At 65.9% G+C, this 19,774-nt stretch carries 15 protein-coding genes; 7 read left to right on the top strand and 8 right to left on the bottom strand.

Annotated features, from left to right (window positions below; all coding sequences use genetic code 11):
• Nucleotides 1-22 precede the first annotated feature (22 nt).
• Nucleotides 23-1,510 (bottom strand): polyphosphate:AMP phosphotransferase, encoded by a 1,488-nt coding sequence (gene pap, locus ACFZCE_RS15650; protein ID WP_390940511.1) that lies wholly within the window; start codon nucleotides 1,508-1,510, stop codon nucleotides 23-25.
• 82 nt (nucleotides 1,511-1,592) lie between these two features.
• Between pap and mnmC the strand changes: the two genes are divergently transcribed.
• A complete protein-coding gene (mnmC, locus tag ACFZCE_RS15645) occupies nucleotides 1,593-3,530 on the top strand; it encodes a bifunctional tRNA (5-methylaminomethyl-2-thiouridine)(34)-methyltransferase MnmD/FAD-dependent 5-carboxymethylaminomethyl-2-thiouridine(34) oxidoreductase MnmC (RefSeq protein WP_390940509.1) in 1,938 nt (645 codons plus the stop codon).
• Here mnmC and ACFZCE_RS15640 read toward each other — a convergent pair.
• Nucleotides 3,503-4,132, bottom strand: coding sequence for a LuxR C-terminal-related transcriptional regulator (locus tag ACFZCE_RS15640; protein ID WP_390940507.1), 630 nt, complete (start codon nucleotides 4,130-4,132; stop codon nucleotides 3,503-3,505). The two genes, mnmC and ACFZCE_RS15640, sit on opposite strands and share 28 nt — an antisense overlap.
• A gap of 370 nt (nucleotides 4,133-4,502) precedes the next feature.
• On the opposite strand from ACFZCE_RS15640, the gene ACFZCE_RS15635 reads away from it, so the two are divergent.
• Genes ACFZCE_RS15635 through ACFZCE_RS15625 form a run of 3 tightly spaced genes read left to right on the top strand, consistent with a single transcriptional unit; the run spans nucleotide 4,503 to nucleotide 9,232 of the window.
• Nucleotides 4,503-6,275, top strand: a complete 1,773-nt coding sequence (locus tag ACFZCE_RS15635; protein ID WP_390940505.1) for an N-acetylglutaminylglutamine amidotransferase — start codon at nucleotides 4,503-4,505, stop codon at nucleotides 6,273-6,275.
• A 4-nt stretch (nucleotides 6,276-6,279) separates the two neighbouring features.
• The gene (gene ngg / locus ACFZCE_RS15630; RefSeq protein ID WP_390940503.1) at nucleotides 6,280-8,025 is read left to right on the top strand and encodes an N-acetylglutaminylglutamine synthetase; all 1,746 of its coding nucleotides are present in this window, start codon (nucleotides 6,280-6,282) and stop codon (nucleotides 8,023-8,025) included.
• A gap of 28 nt (nucleotides 8,026-8,053) precedes the next feature.
• Nucleotides 8,054-9,232 carry an osmoprotectant NAGGN system M42 family peptidase gene (locus ACFZCE_RS15625; protein WP_390940501.1) on the top strand — a complete coding sequence of 393 codons (1,179 nt, stop codon included), beginning with the start codon at nucleotides 8,054-8,056 and terminating at the stop codon, nucleotides 9,230-9,232.
• 120 nt (nucleotides 9,233-9,352) lie between these two features.
• Here the strand turns inward: ACFZCE_RS15625 and ACFZCE_RS15620 are convergent, their stop codons facing one another.
• Nucleotides 9,353-10,024, bottom strand: coding sequence for a polysaccharide lyase family 7 protein (locus tag ACFZCE_RS15620; protein ID WP_390940499.1), 672 nt, complete (start codon nucleotides 10,022-10,024; stop codon nucleotides 9,353-9,355).
• Between the two features lie 356 nt (nucleotides 10,025-10,380).
• Between ACFZCE_RS15620 and ACFZCE_RS15615 the strand changes: the two genes are divergently transcribed.
• The gene (locus tag ACFZCE_RS15615) at nucleotides 10,381-11,286 is read left to right on the top strand and encodes an AEC family transporter (protein WP_390940497.1); all 906 of its coding nucleotides are present in this window, start codon (nucleotides 10,381-10,383) and stop codon (nucleotides 11,284-11,286) included.
• A gap of 4 nt (nucleotides 11,287-11,290) precedes the next feature.
• Here the strand turns inward: ACFZCE_RS15615 and ACFZCE_RS15610 are convergent, their stop codons facing one another.
• Genes ACFZCE_RS15610 through ACFZCE_RS15590 form a run of 5 tightly spaced genes read right to left on the bottom strand, consistent with a single transcriptional unit; the run spans nucleotide 11,291 to nucleotide 17,848 of the window.
• Nucleotides 11,291-11,668, bottom strand: coding sequence for a response regulator (locus ACFZCE_RS15610; RefSeq protein ID WP_390940495.1), 378 nt, complete (start codon nucleotides 11,666-11,668; stop codon nucleotides 11,291-11,293).
• Between the two features lie 51 nt (nucleotides 11,669-11,719).
• On the bottom strand, nucleotides 11,720-12,913 hold the full coding sequence (locus ACFZCE_RS15605; protein WP_390940493.1) for an ATP-binding protein: 1,194 nt from the start codon (nucleotides 12,911-12,913) through the stop codon (nucleotides 11,720-11,722).
• A 5-nt stretch (nucleotides 12,914-12,918) separates the two neighbouring features.
• Nucleotides 12,919-13,482, bottom strand: a complete 564-nt coding sequence (locus tag ACFZCE_RS15600) for a chemotaxis protein CheB (RefSeq protein ID WP_390940491.1) — start codon at nucleotides 13,480-13,482, stop codon at nucleotides 12,919-12,921.
• Nucleotides 13,479-14,300, bottom strand: coding sequence for a CheR family methyltransferase (locus ACFZCE_RS15595; protein ID WP_390940642.1), 822 nt, complete (start codon nucleotides 14,298-14,300; stop codon nucleotides 13,479-13,481). The genes ACFZCE_RS15600 and ACFZCE_RS15595 overlap by 4 nt, the downstream gene beginning before the upstream one ends.
• A 35-nt stretch (nucleotides 14,301-14,335) precedes the next feature.
• Complete coding sequence (locus ACFZCE_RS15590) at nucleotides 14,336-17,848, bottom strand: response regulator (protein ID WP_390940489.1); 3,513 nt, start codon at nucleotides 17,846-17,848, stop codon at nucleotides 14,336-14,338.
• A gap of 268 nt (nucleotides 17,849-18,116) precedes the next feature.
• Here ACFZCE_RS15590 and ACFZCE_RS15585 point away from each other — a divergent pair, with 268 nt between their 5' ends.
• Nucleotides 18,117-18,482 carry a response regulator gene (locus ACFZCE_RS15585; RefSeq protein ID WP_390940487.1) on the top strand — a complete coding sequence of 122 codons (366 nt, stop codon included), beginning with the start codon at nucleotides 18,117-18,119 and terminating at the stop codon, nucleotides 18,480-18,482.
• Nucleotides 18,479-19,753, top strand: a complete 1,275-nt coding sequence (locus ACFZCE_RS15580; RefSeq protein ID WP_390940640.1) for a glycosyltransferase — start codon at nucleotides 18,479-18,481, stop codon at nucleotides 19,751-19,753. The genes ACFZCE_RS15585 and ACFZCE_RS15580 overlap by 4 nt, the downstream gene beginning before the upstream one ends.
• The last annotated feature ends 21 nt before the right edge of the window (nucleotides 19,754-19,774 follow it).

Here is a 19,774-nt window from a genome sequence, read left to right as displayed (position 1 = left end):
GGCGATAGGCCCTGCAGCCGGGCTATTTGTCCCGCTTGAACGCCGCTTCGATGGCGTCGTTGAGGGTACGCAACACCTTAACCCGTGCCCAGTGCTTGTCGTTGGCCTCGATCAGCGTCCAGGGGGCGATCTCGGTGCTGGTGCGGTCGACCATGTCGCCCACCGCTTCGCGATAGGCCGGCCATTTTTCGCGGTTGCGCCAGTCGTCTTCGGTGATCTTGTAGCGCTTGAACGGGGTTTTCTCGCGGGCCTTGAAGCGCTCCAGTTGGGTGTGCTGGTCGATGGCCAGCCAGAACTTCACCACGATCACCCCGGCGTCGGTGAGCTGTTCTTCGAAATCGTTGATCTCGCCATACGCGCGCATCCAGTCGCTCTGGCTGCAAAAACCCTCGACCCGCTCCACCAGCACGCGGCCGTACCAGGTGCGGTCGAAGATGGTGAACTGCCCCCGCGGCGGAATCTGCCGCCAGAAGCGCCACAGGTAGGGCTGCACGCGCTCGTCTTCGCTGGGCGCGGCGATCGGCACGATGTGGTACTGGCGTGGGTCGAGCGCGGCGCACACGCGGCGGATGGCGCCGCCCTTGCCGGCCGCGTCGTTGCCTTCGAAGGCCGCGACCAGGGCGTGGCGGCGCATGCGTTTGTCGCGCAGCAGGGTGGCCAGGCGCGCTTGCTCCTCGACCAGCCGCTGCTTGTAGTCGTCTTTGTCCAGGGCGAGGCTGAGGTCCAGGGCGTCGAGCAGGTTGCGTTTATCCAGGCTGGCGCCCAGCGGGGCCATCGCCTGGTGCACGGTTTGCGCCGGCTGCGCCAGGGCGGCGCGCAGCCCTTCGAGGAGGATGTTGCCCACCGCCAGGCTGCGGTAGTTGGCGTCCACGCCCTCGATCACGTGCCAGGGCGCGTAGTCGCGGCTGGTGCGGCGCAGCACGCGCTCGCCGAAGCGCACGAAGCGGTTGTAGGTTTTCGACTGTTGCCAGTCCAGCGGGCTGATGCGCCAGCTGTGCAGGGGGTCGTCTTCAAGCGCCTTGAGGCGTTTTTTCATCTGTTTGCGCGACAGGTGAAACCAGAACTTGAAGATCAACGCGCCTTCGTCGCAAAGCATCTGTTCCAGCCGCTCGGCGTCGTTGATCGCCTGGTCGAGGGCGGCGTCCTTGATCTTGCCGTGCACGCGGTTCTGGATCATCTGGCTGTACCAGTTACCGAAGAACACCCCCATTCGGCCCTTCGCCGGCAGTTGCCGCCAATAGCGCCAGGCCGGCGGGTGGGCGAGCTCTTCGTCGCTGGGGCGGTCGAAGGTGCGCACCTCGATCAGCCGTGGGTCCATCCATTCGTTGAGCAGCTTGACCGTTTCGCCCTTGCCGGCGCCTTCGATGCCGTTGATCAACACGATCACCTGAAAGCGCTGCTGTTGCTTGAGCTCGTACTGCACATCGAGCAGCGCCTCGCGCAGCGCCGGTACTTGCTTGTCGTATTCCCGATCGTCAATCGCGTGGCCGATCTCGGCGGACTCGAACATAAGGCACTCCCTTTCAAACCTGCTTATCTGGACCCCAGCCTGTGGCAAAATACTGCGTTTGCCTGCCGCCGAGCCCACGCCCGTGACCCACCCTACCCCAGCCCACGCCCAGATTCACTGGGATGCCAACGGCCAGCCGGTGTCTGCCGAGTTCGGCGACGTGTATTTCTCGAACCACTCGGGGCTGGACGAAACCCAGCACAATTTCATCCTGCAAAACCAGCTGTGCGAGCGCTGGCAGGTGCTGGCCGACGGCGCCAGCTTCGTGATCGGCGAAACCGGCTTTGGCACCGGGCTGAACTTCCTCTGCGCCTGGCAGCAGTTCGAGGCGCATGCCCCGGCCAGCGCGCGGCTGCACTTCGTCAGCGTTGAAAAGCACCCGCTGAGCGCCGCCGACCTGGCCCAGGCCACGGCCCTGTGGCCTAGCCTGGCGCCCCAGGCGCAGGCCTTGCTGGCCCAGTACCGGGTGCTGCAGCCAGGCTACCAGCGGCTGTGCTTTGCCGGCGGGCGGGTCACCCTGACGCTGTTGATCGGCGATGCGCTGGAGCAGTTCGGCCAGCTCGACGCGGTGGTCGATGCGTGGTTTCTCGACGGCTTCGCGCCGTTGAAAAACCCGGCCATGTGGGCCCCGGAGCTGTTCGCGCAACTGGCGCGGTTGTCGGGCCCGGGCACCACGATCGGCACCTTCTGCTCGGCCGGCGAGGTGCGCCGCGCGCTCAACGGCGCCGGCTTCAAGATGCGCCGGGTGCCGGGCTACGGGCACAAATGGGAGGCCATGCGTGGGGCGTTCATCGGCGTGCCGGCCAGCGCGGCCAGCGGCTGGTACGCGCGCCCGCCGGCGGCGCCGCAACGCCACGCGCTGGTGGTGGGCGCCGGCCTGGCCGGTTGCGCCAGCGCCGCCAGCCTGGCCGCGCGCGGCTGGCGGGTGACCTTGCTCGACCGCGCCGCGGCGCTGGCCCAGGGCGCTTCGGGCAACCCGCAAGGGGTGCTGTACCTGAAGCTCTCAGCCCATGGCACGGCGCTGTCGCGGTTGATCGTCAGCGGCTTTGGTTACACCCGCCGGCTGCTCGAGCAGTTGCAGCCAGGCGAGCACTGGAGCGCCTGCGGGGTGTTGCAGTTGGCCTACGACGAGCCTGAACGCCAGCGCCAGGCCAAGCTGGCCGAGGCCTTCAGCACAGACCTGCTGCAAGCGCTGGGGCGCGAGCAGGCCGAGGCGCGGGCCGGGGTGGCGCTGCCCAGTGGCGGGCTGTACTACCCCGACGCCGGCTGGGTGCACCCGCCGGCGCTGTGCCAATGGCTGGCCGAGCACCCGCTGATCACCTTCGCGCCGCTGCGCGAGGTACTGCGCCTGGAGCACAGCGAGGGCCAGTGGCAGGCGTTCGACGGCGAACGCTGTGTGGGCCAGGCGCCGGTGGTGGTGCTGGCCAACGCCGAAGACGCCGCGCGCCTGGCCGGCCTGCCGCTCAAGCCGATCCGCGGGCAGATCACTCGGCTGCCGGCCAACCCCGCCAGCCAGGCCCTGCGCAGCGTGGTCTGCGCCGACGGCTACGTGGCCCCGCCGCGCTGCGGCGAGCACACCCTGGGCGCCAGTTTTGCCTTCAACACCACCAGCCTGGCGCCGAGCGCCGCCGAGCACGCCGAGAACCTCGAGCGCCTGGCGCAGATCAGCCCGGAGCTGGCCGCCAGCCTGGCCGCGCCCGCCGAAAGCCTGCAGGGCCGGGTGGCGATGCGCTGCACCACGCCGGACTACCTGCCAGTGGTGGGCCCGCTGGCCGAGGCCGACGAGCACGGCCAACCGCGCTGGCGCGAAGGTTTGTACGTGAACAGCGGCCACGGCTCGCGCGGGTTGATCACCGCGCCACTGGCCGGCGAGCTGCTGGCCGCCTGGCTGTGCGCTGAGCCATTACCGCTGCCGTTGGCCGTGGCCCAGGCCTGCCACCCCAACCGTTTCGCCGCCCGCGCCGCGCAGCGCGCGGCCAAGGCCCGCGGCCCTCAGAGCAAGCCCAAGCGGCCAACCTGAAACGCCGCGGCGGTGATGTTGGTGGCACCCAGCCGGCGCATCACCGCTTCCTGATGAAAGCGCACCGTACGCCGGCTGAGGTTAAGCTGCTCAGCGATCTGCTGCGCGGTCAGGCCTTCGACCACCAGGCCCATCACCTCGCGCTGGCGCAAGGTCAGTGGTTCCACGCCTTCATCCACTATCGGCCTGAGCACATGGCCGTGCAGCAACCCGCCGAGCCAGGCCAACTGGCCGGCCATGCCGTGGAGGTCGTGCAGTGGCAGCGCGCGCTCGAAACGCATCACGGTGAACACGCTGAACAGGCTGTCGTCCTCACTGAGGATCAGGCTCACCCCGTCGATGCTCGCCGGGATCACTTCCAACGCTGGCAGTTGCACGCAGCGTTCGAGCTGGGCACGGTCCCAGCGAATGGGCGTATAGGCCACGTGGCTCAAACGCCGCAACGGGCCGAAGATGCCACCCAGGTTGCTTCGCGCCCATTGGTGCCACAGGGGCGGCAGGTTGCTCTGGTAGCGCACGGGCAAGGCCTCGCTGCGCGCGGCGGTATAGAACGACCAATACTCAAACCCCAGGCGCTGGCAATACTCGCCTATAAAGGGCACTGGTAACGGCTCAATCGGTGTTTCGCTATTCAACTGGCCACTCCCCGTCCCTGCCAAATAGCCCGGCGCACCCGTACGGCTGTGCAGGTTCGATAAACCGCGAGCTTACCTCAGCGCCAGCGCGCCGAGCACAGGCGTAAGCAATTTTTCAGCGCGTTACAAAGAAGAAAAATCATCAAATACAAACTGTTACTAAATTTATTTTCATATTGATACATAGTCGTATAGCCACTGCTGTGCGATTTCCACCCCGCCCGGCCCACCGCACATGAACCGGCCTTGCGGCTCTTTTATAACTTTTCGATATAAAACGATCAGTTGTACACCCGGTCCATTCCATGATCCCCAACGGAAAGACCGGTAAGGAAATATGTGCGGAATCAGTGGCGAAATCGCCTTTAATGAAAAGCCCGCGAACCTCGCGGCAATCGAACGTATCACCCACCACATGGCACCCCGTGGCCCCGACGCCTGGGGCTTCCACAGCCAAGGGCCGGTAGCCCTGGGCCATCGGCGGCTGAAAATCATGGACCTGTCCGACGGTTCGGCGCAGCCCATGGTCGACGGCCAGCTCGGGCTGTCGCTGGCCTTCAACGGGGCGATCTACAACTTCCCCGAGCTGCGTGCCGAACTCGAAGCGCTGGGCTATGCGTTTTATTCGGGTGGCGACACCGAGATTCTGCTCAAGGGCTACCACGCCTGGGGTGAAAACCTGCTGCCCAAGCTCAACGGCATGTTCGCCTTCGCCGTGTGGGAGCGCGACCGCAAGCGGCTGTTTCTGGCCCGCGACCGCCTTGGCGTGAAGCCGCTGTACATCAGCCGCAACGCCGAGCGCCTGCGTTTTGCCTCGAGCCTGCCGGCGCTGCTCAAGGGCGGAGACATCGACCCGATGCTCGACCCGGTGGCGCTGAACCACTACTTGAACTTCCACGCCGTGGTGCCGGCCCCGCGCACGCTGTTGGCCAACGTGCAAAAACTGCCGCCGGCCACCTGGATGCGAATCGACGCCGACGGCACCAGCGAACAACACACCTGGTGGACCCTGCCCTACGGGCCGAATGCCGATGAGCAAAACCTCGGCCTGGAAGACTGGGTCGACCGCGTGCTGCAAAGCACCCGCGAGGCGGTGCAGATTCGCCAGCGGGCGGCGGTCGACGTGGGCGTGCTGCTCTCCGGCGGGGTGGACTCCAGCCTACTGGTGGGCCTGCTGCGCGAGGCCGGCGAAGAAAACCTCTCGACCTTCTCCATCGGCTTTGAAGACGCCGGCGGCGAACGTGGCGATGAGTTCCAGTACTCAGACCTGATCGCCCAGCACTACGGCACCCGCCACCACCAACTGCGGATTGCCGAGCACGAAGTGCTGGAGCAACTGCCCGCGGCGTTCCGGGCGATGAGCGAGCCGATGGTCAGCCATGACTGCATTGCCTTTTACTTGCTGTCGCGCGAGGTGAGCAAACACTGCAAGGTGGTGCAAAGCGGCCAGGGCGCCGATGAACTGTTCGCCGGCTACCACTGGTACCCGCAGGTGGATGGCGCCGCCGATGCCTTCGCGGCTTACCGCAGCGCGTTCTTCGACCGTGACTACGCCGACTACGCCGCCACCGTGCAGGCCAACTGGCGCGTGGACCACGACGCCGCCGGCGACTTCGTGCGCAAGCACTTCGCCCAGCCCGGCGCCGAGGCCGCGGTGGACAAAGCCCTGCGCCTGGACAGCACGGTGATGCTGGTCGACGACCCGGTCAAACGGGTCGACAACATGACCATGGCCTGGGGCCTGGAGGCGCGCACGCCGTTCCTCGATTACCGCCTGGTGGAGCTGTCGGCGCGGGTGCCCGCGCGCTTCAAGCTGCCCGACGGCGGCAAGCAGGTGCTCAAGGAAGCGGCGCGGCGGGTGATCCCCAGCGAGGTGATCGACCGCAAGAAAGGCTACTTCCCGGTACCGGGCCTGAAACACCTCGAAGGCGCCACCCTCGGCTGGGTGCGCGACCTGTTGCTCGACCGCAGCCAAGACCGCGGCCTGTTCGATGCGAGCATGCTCGACCGCCTGCTGAGCAACCCGCAAGGCCAACTCACCCCGCTGCGCGGCTCGAAGCTGTGGCAATTGGCGGCACTGAACCTGTGGCTCAGCGAACAAGGACTGTAAGCCCATGAAAGCCCAAGCCAATGCCTTCAACCAGCGCCTGTTGCGCGGCCAGGCCCCCTCTTACGAGCGCCTGCAGGCGCGCCTGGCCGGCGACGGCAGCGACGCCAGCGGCAACCCACGGCCGCTGCATTGCGGCTGGGGCCGCTTGTTGATCGGCCACACTTACGCCGCGCCGCAGGCGCTGGCCCAGGAACTGCTGGCCGAGCAACCCGGCGAGCGCGACATCGCGCTGTACGTGGCGGCGCCCCAACAGGTGCTGGCGCAAGCCCCGCAGCAGTTGTTCCTCGACCCCTCAGACACCCTGCGCCTGTGGTTTTCCGATTACCGCCCGGCGCAGCGGGTGTTTCGCGGCTTCCGCATTCGCCGCGCCTGCACCGAGGGCGACTGGGAGGCGATCAACCGCCTGTACCTCAAGCGCCGCATGCTGGCCGTCGACCCTACCCGGCTAACCCCGCGCCACCAGGGCGGGCCGGTGTATTGGCTGGCTGAGGACGAAGACAGCGGCAGCGTGATCGGCAGCGTGATGGGCCTGAACCACAGCAAGGCCTTTGACGACCCGGACCACGGCAGCAGCCTCTGGTGCCTGGCGGTAGACCCACGCTGCACCCGCCCCGGCGTGGGTGAAGTGCTGGTGCGCCATCTGGTGGAGCACTTCATGAGCCGCGGCCTGGCGTTCATGGACCTCTCGGTGATGCACGACAACCGCCTGGCCAAGAACCTCTACGCCAAGCTGGGGTTTCGCAACCTGCCGACCTTCGCGGTCAAGTGCAAGAACGGCATCAACCAGAAGCTGTTCATGGGCCCCGGCCCCACCGGCGATTACAACCCCTATGCGCGGATCATCATCGATGAAGCCTACCGGCGCGGCATCGAAGTACAGGAAATCGACGCCGAGGCCGGCTTGTTCTCGCTCAACCACGGCGGGCGCCGGGTGCGCTGCCGTGAGTCGCTGAGCGACCTGACCAGCGCCATCAGCGTTGCCCTGTGCCAAGACAAAAGCCTCACCCACAAGGTGCTCGCCGCCGAAGGCGTGCGCTTGCCGGCCCAGCAGTTGGCGGCCAGCGCCGATGACAACGCGGACTTTCTCGAAGAACACGGGCGCATCGTGGTCAAGCCGCTCGACGGTGAACAGGGCCAGGGCGTGGCGGTGGACTTGCGCACCCTCGAAGACGTGCAGCACGCGGTGGAGCAAGCACGGCGCTTCGACAGCCGGGTGCTGCTCGAAAGCTTTCACGAAGGCCATGACCTGCGCATCGTGGTGATCGGCTTCGAGGTGGTCGCCGCGGCGATTCGCCGGCCGGCCCAGGTGGTCGGCGATGGCCAGCGCACCGTGGGTGAGCTGATCGAACTGCAAAGCCGCCGGCGCCAAGCCGCCACCGGCGGTGAAAGCCGCATCCCGCTGGACCGCGAAACCGAACGCACGGTGCAGGCCGCGGGCCTGGAGTACGACACCGTGCTGCCGCGCGGCCAGGTGCTGGCGGTCCGTAAAACCGCCAACCTGCACACCGGCGGTACCCTGGAAGATGTGACCGGTATTCTCCACCCGGTCTTGGCCGATGCCGCCGTGCGCGCTGCCCGCGCGCTGGACATCCCGGTGGTCGGCCTCGACCTGCTGGTGCCGGCCGCCGACCAGCCCGAGTACGTGTTCATCGAAGCCAACGAACGCGTCGGGCTGGCCAACCACGAGCCGCAGCCCACTGCGGAAAAATTCATCGATCTGCTGTTCCCGCACATTCAGCCGGCGCGCTGATGGGCGGGTGCTGTTTCAGGAGGCCTTGATGAGCAAGCCCCTTCCCCAACCCGACATTCATTACCTGCAGCGGGTGCTGCTGGAGATGCTCGCCATCCCCAGCCCCACCGGCTTTACCGACACCATCGTGCGCTACGTGGCCGAGCGCCTCGAAGAATTGGGCATCCCCTACGAGCTGACCCGCCGTGGGACCATCCGCGCCACCGTGAAGGGCCGCAAAAGCTCGCCCGACCGCGCCGTGGCGGTGCACCTGGACACCATCGGCGCCAGCGTGCGGGCGCTGCAGGACAACGGCCGGCTGAGCCTGGCGCCGGTGGGGCATTGGTCCAGCCGCTTCGCCGAGGGCAGCCGGGTCAGTGTGTTCACCGACAACGGCGTGATCCGCGGCAGCGTGCTGCCGTTGATGGCCTCCGGGCACGCCTTCAACACCGCGGTCGACCAACTGCCGGTGAGCTGGGACCACGTTGAGCTGCGCCTCGACGCCTACTGCGCGACCCGCGCCGATTGCGAAAGCCTGGGCATCAACGTGGGTGATTTCGTCGCCTTCGACCCGCTGCCTGAGTTCACCGAAAGCGGCCACATCAGTGCCCGCCACCTCGACGACAAGGCCGGCGTGGCCGCGCTGCTGGCGGCCTTGAAGGCGTTGGTGGATTCCGGCCAAGAGCCGGTGATCGACTGCCACCCGCTGTTCACCATCACCGAAGAAACCGGCTCTGGCGCCGCCGGCGCGCTGCCCTGGGACGTGAGTGAGTTCGTGGGCATCGACATCGCCCCGGTCGCCCCCGGCCAGCATTCCAACGAGCATGCGGTGAGCGTGGCCATGCAGGACTCCAGCGGGCCGTACGACTACCACCTGTCGCGGCACCTGTTGAAGCTCGGCCAGCAGAATGAGCTGCCGGTGCGCCGTGACCTGTTCCGCTATTACTTCAGCGACGCCCACTCGGCGGTCACCGCCGGGCACGACATCCGCACCGCGCTGGTGGCGTTCGGTTGCGACGCCACCCATGGCTACGAGCGCACCCATATCGACAGCCTCACGGCGCTGTCGAAGATGCTCACCGCCTACCTGCTCAGCCCGCCGGTGTTCGCCAGCGATGCCGAGCCGGCCAATGCGTCGCTGAAAAACTTCAGCAAGCAGATCGAGCATGATGCGCAGATGGAGAGCGACACCCGGGTGCCGGCGGTGGACACGTTGCTGGGGCGGTGAGTTTACCGGCCCATCGCCCGGCATAGCCGGCCTCCCACCAGGTCCGTGTTGTCCTTGATTTTCGGGACACTACACAACGGGTGGGAGGCCGGCTGTGCCGGGCGAGAGGCCCTCAACCCCCTACGCCCCCTTGGCGGTATGCTCCACGGCCAGCTTGTAGAAGGTCGCCGCACCGCCCTCGGTGGCATACCCGGTGTTGTCCTGGGTATACACCCCCGCCTTGAAGTACAGCGACTTCGGCGCCCAGCTCGAGTCGACCTTCACGCTCCACTGCATGTTGTAGGCATTGACGATCAGGTTGCCGGCGGGGGTGAGGTGGATGGTGTAGGTGAAGCGGGTGTTCATCGGCACCAGTTGCGCCACGGTGATCACCGTGGGCTCGGCGTCCGGGGTGGTGCGGTATTTCACCACCAGGTTGCCCAGGCGCTTGGCATCTTTGTACTGGTACTCCAGCTTGAGCATCGGCTCGGTGCTGCCGTAGGTGTGGATTTGCCCGATCACGATCTTGCCGGTAGACGGCACCTGGTTCACCGCCACGGCAGCGCGGAGCATGTTGTCGGCGTCGGCGTAACGCCAGTTGTTCACGCTGCCGTCGGCCTTGGTTTCGCGCAGTTCAGTGCGTGGGTACTTGGCGTTGTCGGTGGTGCTGCCGGTCACTGGCGCCCAGAAGAACAGCGTGTCGCCGGATTTGAAATAGCCATCGGCGTAGCCCCGGGCCAGCGCGGGGGTGGCGATGGTGGTGGCGGGTACGCCAACGGGGATGCTCAGGTTCCAGGTGTCGAGTGCGATCATGGCGGGGGCTCCGAGAGTGTTGGCCGCGGGCTTCGCGGCGAGGACACTGTTGTTATCGGATAAGGTCGTACAACCTTGACAACAGTTTGGCGCCAGATAACCGTCAACTCGCTATACTGGCCATAACTTGGCCACTATTGCGCCAACCTGCTGCGGGGCTCCCTCCTCACGCCCAAGCCAGAGCCTTCGCCCGTTCCGCCATCGCAGCGCCTGCCGGCTTTTTGGCAGCAACCCGGCCAAGCGCTGAAAAAAACCTGAAGGCCGCGGCGTTTTAGCCGACCAACGGCAGCGCCGCGAGACATCCTTCGCGCGCGCAGCCCATAATGGCCACCCCAGAGCCCTCGAGGACCCCGCCCGTGACCGTTGCGGTAGCCATCTTGCCGATCTTCCTGTTGATCCTGCTGGGTTACGGCCTGGGCCGCCGCGGGGTATTGCACCCGGCAGCGAACAAGGCGCTGGCGTTCATCGCCTTCAACCTGTTCATGCCGATGGTGCTGTTCACCGGCATGGCCAGCGCGCCCCTGCGCGGCGGCCTTGACCTCAAGGTGCTGGCGGCGTTTTTCATCCCGGCGCTGTTGATTTTCGCCGGGGTCAACCTGGTGGCCCACCGCGCCGCCGGGCACCCTACCCCGTTCGGCCTGACCGCCGCCTTCGGCAATAACGCCCTGCTCGGCATCCCGCTGGTGGCCGGGGTGTTCGGCCCGCCCGGGCTAGTGCTGTTGTTCACCGTACTGGCGGTGCACAGCCTGCTGCTGTTCACCTTCCAAAGCCTGTACAACAGCCTGGCCGGCAGCGAGCCGTTCCGCCCGCAAACCCTGGTGAAAAGCCTGGCCAACCCGATGATCATCGGGCTGCTTTGCGGGGTGCTGCTGAACCTCTCCGGGCTGCACCTGCCCGGCCCGCTCGAGCACCTCGCGCAGTGGCTGGCCCAGGCCGCGCTGCCGTGCGCGCTGCTGGTGCTGGGGGCGAACCTGGCGGGCTTTACCCTCAGCCCCAGCCGCGAGGCCCTGGGCATCACCTTCGCCAAGCTGCTGGTGATGCCGGCGCTGGTGCTGCTGGCGTGCAAACTGCTGGGGCTGGCAGGCCTGGCGACAGGCGTGCTGGTGCTGATGGGGGCCAACCCGTGCGGGGTGAATACCCTGGGGTTTTCGCGCACGGTGCAAGACACACAGAAGGCCAGTTCGGCGATTTGCCTGACCACGGTGTTGTCGGCGGCGACCTTGCCGGGGTGGATGGCGCTGGTGCAGTGGTGTGTGGGCTGAGGCCTCAGGCCAACTGCTGGCGAATCACCTTTTGCAGCTCGTCGAGGTCGAACGGCTTGGCCAGGATCGGCGCGCGGTGGGCGATCGGGTGGGCGCTGTCGCGGATCTCGGCGGGGTAGCCGCTGATGAAGATCACTTTCAGGTCTGGGCGCAGCTTGACCGCCGGCTCGGCGATGTCGACGCCGGAAATCCCGCCGGGCAGGCGAAAATCGGTGACCATCAGGTCCAGGTGCGGTTTGGTCGCGAGGATCTCGAAAGCCTGGGTGCCGTTTTCGGCTTGCAGTACGTGGTACCCCTCGCTGAACAGGTAGTCGGTCAGAACCCGCAGGATTACCGGTTCGTCCTCGACCACCAGGACCACGTCTTGTGCATCTCCACTCATGGTGTTGCCTATGTGCTGTCTATCGGGCTGCCCATGTGACCATGGGCAGTGTCAGAGGTTGCGCGCCAGTGGCAGGAGCACACTGAACAGCGCGCCCTCGCCGGGCTCGCTGTGCACCTCGATGCGGCCGCCGTGGGCACTGACGATCTGCTCGGAGATGTACAAACCCAGGCCTAGCCCGGCCGCGCTGCTGCGCGATGATACCCGTTCGAACTGGCCAAAGATGCGTTTCTGGTCGTCTTTTCCGATGCCGATGCCGTAATCGCGCACATCGATGCGGGCACAGCCCTCGTCCAGCCGCGCGGCCACCTCGATCGGGCTCTTGCCGCCGTAGCGCAAGGCGTTGGTGAGCAGGTTGGCGACCACCTGCTCGATGCGGAACTCATCCCACTCGCCCACCAGCGGCTGGCTGCATTCATAGCGGATCTGCGCCCCGGCATCCTGCACCTGAGGGGTAAAGCGCTCGACCGCGTTGCCCACCAGTTGGCCAAGGTCGACCGTGGTCGGGCGGATCGACAACTTGCCGGTGCGGATCCGCGACACGTCGAGCATGTCTTCGATCAGGCGGATCAGGCTCTGGATCTGCCGTTCGTCGCGGCCGACCATGGCTTGCATCTTGTCGAGGGTAAAGGCCTCGGCGTTGCCCTTGGCCAGGTGCAGCTTGCGCAGTTGGGTTTCGAGGATCAGCCCGTTGAGTGGGGTGCGCACTTCGTGCGACACGATCGACATGAAGTCGTCGCGCATGCGCACCGCGTGCTCAAGCTCGGCCTGCGCCACCTGCAGCCGGCGCACGAGAACTTCCTGCTCATGGCGGCTGCGCTCCAGCGCTTCAAGCTGTTCCTTGAGGGTTTTGCGCTGGCGGTAGAGGTCAACGAACACATTGACCTTGCTCTTCACCGCGAGGGTATCCAGCGGCTTTTGCAGGAAGTCCACCGCGCCGCTTTCGTAGCCGTGGAAGGCGTAGTTCATCTCGCGCCCGGCGGCGCTGACGAACACGATCGGGATGTGCTTGGTTTTTTCCGTGCTGCGCATCAGCTCGGCCAGCTCGAAGCCGTTCATGCCGGGCATCTGCACATCGAGGATGGCCAGGGCGAACTCATGCTGCAGCAGCAGCGACAGCGCTTCGTCGGCCGAGCGCGCCTGGTACACCGCGCGGTCGTCCTGGCGGATCAACGCCGCCAGGGCGAGCAGGTTTTCCGGCAGGTCGTCGACGATCAACAGCTTGGCGTGAAGGGGGCTTAGCATCGTGGTCATTCCAGTGTGGCCAAAACAGCGGCCAGGCCCTCAAGGGGCAAAAGGTGGTCCGGTTGCATCAGTGCCAGGGCGGCTTCGGGCATCACCGCGATGCGCGCCTGGGTGGGGTCTTGTACGAGGGTGAGGCCGCCGCATTGCTGGATGCGCGCCAGGCCAAGGGCGCCGTCTTCGTTGGCGCCGGTCAGGAGCATGCCGACCAACGCCGGGCCATAGGCATCGGCGGCGGATTCGAACAGCACATCGATCGACGGCCGGGAAAAATGCACGCGGTCTTCCTGGCTCAACGAGAAGGTGTGGTCGCTTTCCACCGACAGGTGGTAGCGCGGCCCGGCCACGTAGATCATGCCGCGCTCGATCGGGGCTTTGTCCTGGCCTTCGCGCACCGGCCGGCGCAGGCGCCGCTCGAACACTTCAGCGAGGTGGCTGTGGCGGTCGTCAGGCAGGTGCAGCACAGTGATGATCGGCACGCTGAAGGCCGCCGGCAAGGCGCCAAACAGCGTGAGCAGCGCTTCGACGCCGCCGGCCGAGGCACCGACCACCACCGCCTGGTAGCCGCTCATAGCTTGCGGTAGATCCGCTCAGGCTTGGCGAGGGTCTCGAAGGCCCCGCTGTAGGCGGAGAAATCAAGGGTTTCCTTGCTGCCGAGCATCAGGAAGCCGCGGTGCGACAGCGACTCGTGAAACAAGCCGAAAGCGCGATCCTGCAGGGCTTTGTTGAAGTAGATGAGCACGTTGCGGCACGACACCAGTTGGGTCTCGGAAAACACACTGTCGGTGGCCAGGCTGTGGTCGGCGAAGGTCACGTTGCGGCGCAGGCGGCTGTCCATGATCGCGTGGTCATAGCCGGCGGTGTAGTAGTCACTGAAGGCGCGCGCACCGCCGGCGCGTTGGTAGTTGAGGGTATAGGCGCGCATGTTGTCCAAAGAATAGATGCCCTGGCGGGCGCGTTCCAGCGACTGCGGGTTGATGTCGGTGGCGTAGATCATGGTGCGTTCGAGCAGGCCCTCCTCCAGCAGCAGGATGGCCATCGAGTACACCTCTTCGCCAGTGCTGCAGCCGGCGATCCACACTTTCAGCGAGGGGTAGGTCTTGAGCAGCGGCACCACTTCGCGGCGCAGCACCAGAAAATGCTCCGGGTCGCGAAACATCTCGCTGACCGGGATCGTCAGGTACTGCAGCAGCTCCATAAACTGCGCCGGCTCGTGCAGCACCCGCTCTTGCAAGGCCGATACCGTGCGGCAACCGAACTGGCGCAGCGCATGCTGGATGCGGCGCTTGACCGACGCCCCGGAATAATTGCGGAAGTCGTAACTGTACTTGAGGTAGATAGCCTCGATCAGCAAGCGGATCTCGATCTCGCTGGTGTGTTCGGCCGGCAGCGGTACGGCGCTGCCTTCCGGGCGTTCCAATGGGCTCAAATGCGCTCCAACTGTGGCAACCACACGCGTATCAGGGAAAACAACCGGTCCAGTTCGATCGGCTTGGCCAGGTAATCGTTGGCACCGGCATTCAGGCAGCGTTCCTGGTCATCCTTCATGGCCTTGGCGGTCACGGCGATGATCGGCAGCTTGCGCCAGCGCGGCTCCTTGCGGATCTCGCGGGTGGCCTCGAAACCGTCCATCTCCGGCATCATCACGTCCATCAGCACCAGGTCGATCTCTTCGACCGCGCGCAGGCGTTCAATGGCCTCCAGGCCGTTGCGGGCGATCTCCACCACCGCGCCCTTGTGTTCCAGGGCGCTGGTCAGGGCGAAGATATTGCGCACGTCGTCGTCGACCACGAGGATCTTGCGCCCTTCGAACACCTTGTCACGGCTGCGCGCCGTCTTGAGCATCTTCTGCCGTTCATGAGACAGCTGCGCTTCGACTTTGTGCAGAAACAACGTGACTTCATCGAGCAGCCGCTCTGGCGAGCGCGCCCCCTTGATGATGATCGAGCGCGAGTACTTGAGCAGCTCGGCTTCTTCTTCACGGGTGAGGTTGCGGCCGGTGTAGACGATCACCGGCGGGAAGGCGCGGATGTCTTCGGTGCTCATGCGCTTGAGCAGCTCGCCGCCGAGCATGTCGGGCAGCTTGAGGTCGATGATCATGCAGTCGTAAACGTTTTCACGAAGCAGGTCGAGCGCGGCTTGGGCGTAGCCCACGGCGGTGATTTCAATGTCATCGTCGCCGATCAGGCGGGCAATGGCGTCGCGCTGCAGGTCGTCGTCTTCGACCAGCAGGATGCGCTTGAGCTTTTGCGTGAGCTTCGCCTCGAGGCGGTTGAACACGTCTTTGAGTTCATCGCGGGTGGTCGGCTTGACCGCGTAGCCCACCGCGCCCATGTGCATGGCCGCCTCGACCCGGTCTTCCACGGAAATCACGTGCACCGGGATGTGCCGGGTGTCGGGGTTTTCCTTCAGGCGTTGCAGCACGGTGAGGCCGGAGTGGTCAGGCAGGCGCATGTCGAGCAGCACGGCATCCGGGCGCAGGCTGGCGGCGAGGTCGAAGCCTTCGTCGGCGGCGTGGGCCACCAGGCAGCGGTAGCCCAGTTCGTGGGCGAGGTCATAGAGGATGCGGGCGAAACTCGGCTCGTCTTCGATCACCAGGATGCAGCGGCGCTCGCCGGCCGGCAGTTCGCGGTCATCGGCAAAGCGCGGCACGGCCGGCACCACCTCAGCGCTGGCCAGCACATCGCCGCCCGGCGGCGGCGCCAGCACCGCCGGCGCGGCATGGGGCGCGGCGCTGTGGGCGTTGACCCGTACCGCGGCGCTGTTGGGCAGCACCTCGGCCACCTCGTCGGCCTGGTACTGCTCCGGCAGCACCAGGGTGAACACACTGCCCTGGCCCAGGGCGCTGCTGACGCTGATGTAGCCGCCCAGCAGCGCGGCGAGGTCACGCGAGATCGACAAGCCCAGGCCGGTGCCGCCGTAGCGGCGGCTGGTGGTGCCGTCGGCCTGGCGGAAGGCTTCGAAAATCACCTGTTGTTGTTCCGCGGCGATGCCGATGCCCGAGTCGCGCACGGCAAAGGCGATGCCCTCGCCTTCCTGCGGGCCGATCATCAGGCTGACGGCGCCGCTGTCGGTGAACTTGAAGGCGTTCGACAGCAGGTTTTTCAGCACTTGCTCCAGGCGCTGGCGGTCGCTGAACAGGTTGGCCGGGGTGCCCGGGTCGATGCGCACCTCGAAGCCGAGGTTTTTGTCCGCGGCGATCGGGCCGAAGGTCAAGCGCAGGCTTTCGGCCAGGCGCATTACCGAAAGGGTTTCGGGGCGCACTTCGAGTTTGCCGGCTTCGACCTTGGAAATGTCGAGAATGTCGTTGATCAGGTTGAGCAGGTCATTGCCAGCGGAGTAAATCGACTCGGCGTACTTGACCTGGTCCGCCGAGAGGTTGCCGTTGGCGTTTTCCGACAGCAGCTTGGCCAGGATCAACGAACTGTTCAGCGGCGTGCGCAGCTCGTGAGACATGTTCGCGAGGAATTCCGACTTGTAGCGGCTGGAACGCTGCAGCTCGTCGGCGCGGCTGGCCAGCTCCACCTGCGCGCCTTCCAGTTCGTCACGCTGGCGGGCCAGCAGGTCGGTGCGTTCGGCCAGTTGTTCGTTGGTCTGCTCAAGCTCTGCCTGCTGGGTTTCCAGGTGCGCCTGGGATTCCTTCAACACCCGCGACTGCTCTTCGAGCTCTTCGTTGGCGGTTTTCAGTTCTTCCTGCTGCACTTGCAGTTCTTCGTTGAGCTGCTGGGTTTCGGCCAGCACTTCTTGCAAGCGCTGGCGGTAGCGCGCGGCTTCCAGCGCGGTGCCGATGTTCTCGGCTACCCGCTCGAGGAATTCCACGTCGCGGTCGCCCAGCGGGCGCAGGAAGCCCAATTCGACCACGCCGTTGATCTGCCCGTCGTTGCGCGCCGGCAGCACCGCCACGCTGTGCGGCAAGCCTTCGCCCAGGCCCGAGGCCACCTTGGAGAAGTAATCGGCCGGCAGGTTGTCGAGGCGCTGCACCTGGCCCTGGGTCACCGCTTCGCCGACCACGCCTTCGCCGGCGCGCAGCACCTGTTCGCGGCGCGCCTGGTCGGCGGAGAAGCCCAGGGTGGCGACGCGGCGCAGGTTGCCTTGCTCGTCGCGCACATACACCGCGGCCACCGCCGCGCCCAGGTAGCGGGCAAAGAAGCGCAGCACATTTTCACCGAGGTTGGCCACGCTGAGCTGGCCGATGATCTCTTCGGCGATCTGGTTCTGGCCGTTGCGCAGCCAGGCCTGGTGTTCCAGGCGCTCGGCGCTGCGCTGGGCGGCGTCGAGGTTCTGCCCGTACTGGCGCGACAGGCTGAGCAGGTCGCGGCGGCCCAGGTAGGCCAGCATGCCGCTCAGGCCGATGATGAACACCAGATAGAGGATCACCGAGGCGTAGGTGGTGCGGGTGACCTCCTCGCTGCGGCTGACGCGCAACTGCTGCTCCATGGTGATCAGCGCGGTGAACTCGTCACGGATCGCGTCGGTCAGGCGCTTGCCGCGGCCCGTACTGATCGGCTTGACATAATCCTGCTGCTGGCGGCGCAGGTTGATGATGTCGTCGGCCACGCGCATCCACTCCTCCTCCACCGCGATGATGCGGGTGAGGCGGTCGACCTGCTCGGTGTTGTCGCTGACCATGCCCTGCATCTCTTTGAGCTGGGCGATGATCCGCGGCTTGGCCACGGCATAGGGGTCGAGGAAGCGTTCGTCGCCGGTGAGGAGGAAACCGCGCATGCCGGTTTCCATGTCGACCGACAGGCGCAGGCTTTCGTTGGCGTTGTTGATCACCCGGTCGGTGTGGTCCACCCAGCTGATCACGCTCATCAGGTAATTGAGGATCAGCCCGAACACGAGCACGCTCAAAACGCCTACGCCCAGCGGTAAACCGATGTTGCGCGACAGTAGCTTGCGAAAACTGTTTTCGTCGGTGGTGGGGGTTCGGGTCATGTCCATTGGCCTGGTGAAAGACGTGGGGTCGGATTCTGTCGCAAATCTGCCGTAAAGAGTGGAAATTTCCTACGTCAGATTGGGATTTTTCTTAGTCATCTTACTGATTTACCGTAGGATATAGCGGCCACGCTTGCCATTTCCTTGACCTGTAAAGGGTTGTTTTCTGCAAATTCTGTAGGAAAATGGGAACTTGTTCCGCGCCGCGTGCACAGATTATGCGCCGAGGGCAACGTGCCCTCCCGCTTGCCGACCAGGACCCACCCTCATGCCAGACGCCGTGCCCTCCATCCTGTTGGTTGAAGACGACCCCATCGTGCGCATGCTGATGGTCGACGTGCTCGAGGAGGCCGGCTACCACGTGCTCGAAGCCGAGAGCTGGGACGCCGCCATCGCCGTGCTGCAAGACCCGGCCCAGGCCCTGGCACTGCTGGTGACCGACGTCGGCCTGCGTGACAGCGCCGAGCGCGACGGCCTGGGCCTGGCCCGCGAAGCCCGGCAACTGCGTGGCGGCCTGCCGGTGCTGGTGGCCAGCGGCTTCGCCGGGCTGGACATCCCGCCCGGTACCGAGCTGATCACCAAGCCGTTTTCCATCGACGCCCTGCGCGACAAGGTCCAGGGCATGCTCGCCTGAGCATGGCCGCGCCGATGAACGTGCTGGTGATCGGCTACACCTGGCCGGAACCGGCCTCCACCGCCGCCGGCGGGCACATGCTGCAGTTGCTGCGGGCCTTCCAGGAACAAGGCTGGCCAGTGACCTTCGCCAGCCCGGCCCAGCCTGGGCAGCACCGCTTCGACCTGGCCAGCCTGGGCATCGAGCAGGTGCCGATCAGCCTCAACTGTGAAAGCTTCGACCACTTCATCACGGCGCTGCAGCCGGACTTGGTGCTGTTCGACCGCTTTTTGATCGAGGAGCAATTCGGCTGGCGCGTGCAGCAACACTGCCCCCACGCCCTGCGGGTGCTCGAGACCTCCGACCTGCACAGCCTGCGCGAAGCCCGCCAGCAACGGCTGAAAGCCCTGCTCAAGGCCAGCGCCGAGGCACCGGGGCTGTTTAGCCGTAGCCCCGCCGAGCTGTATGAAGACATGGCCGGGCTTGAGCTGACCCTGCGCGAGGTGGCGGCGATCCTGCGCTGCGACCTCTCGCTGATCATCTCCAGCTTTGAGCTTGAGCTGCTGCGCCAGGCTTTTAATGTGCCAGCGCCGTTGCTGCTGCATTGCCCGTTCATGGTTGACCCGCTGCCAGAGCCACCGCGCGGCTTTGAGCAGCGGCGCGACTTCATCAGCATTGGCAACTTCCGCCATGCGCCGAACTGGGACGCGGTGCTGTGGCTGAAGCAAGCGCTGTGGCCGGCGATCCGCCACCGGGTGCCGGGCGCGCGCTTGCAGGTGTATGGCGCCTACACCCCGGAAAAAGCCGCCGTGCTGCATAACCCTGCACAAGGTTTTCATATCAACGGGTGGGCGGAAAACGCTTTTCACGCCATCGGCCGGGCGCGGGTGCTGCTGGCGCCGTTGCGCTTTGGCGCCGGCATCAAAGGCAAGCTGCTCGAAGCCATGCAATGCGGCACCCCGAGCGTGACCACGCCGGTCGGCGCCGAGGGCATGGGCGGGCCTTGGCCAGGGGCCGTGGCGAGCACCGCCGAGGGCCTGGCCGATGCTGCCCAGGCCTTGTACGACGGGGCTTTGCCCTGGCACGCGGCGCAGCGGCAGGGCTTTGCGTTGCTGGCCCAGCATTACGCCTACCGCCCCCATGCCGATGCCCTGATCAGCCGCTTGCAGGCCCTGCGCGAAGGCCTCGAACACGAGCGCCTGCGCAACTTCACCGGGCGCCTGTTGCGCCACCATTCGCACCAGAGCACCCGCTACATGGCCCAGTGGATCGAGGCGAAAAACCGCAAATAGTAGCTCTTTGCCTTCTTGGAA

This window comes from Pseudomonas sp. NPDC007930, from assembly GCF_042958985.1.
Classification (GTDB): Bacteria; Pseudomonadota; Gammaproteobacteria; order Pseudomonadales; family Pseudomonadaceae; genus Aquipseudomonas.
The sequence above is the reverse complement of the archived record's forward strand: the minus strand, read 5'-3'. Positions and strand labels throughout refer to the sequence as shown.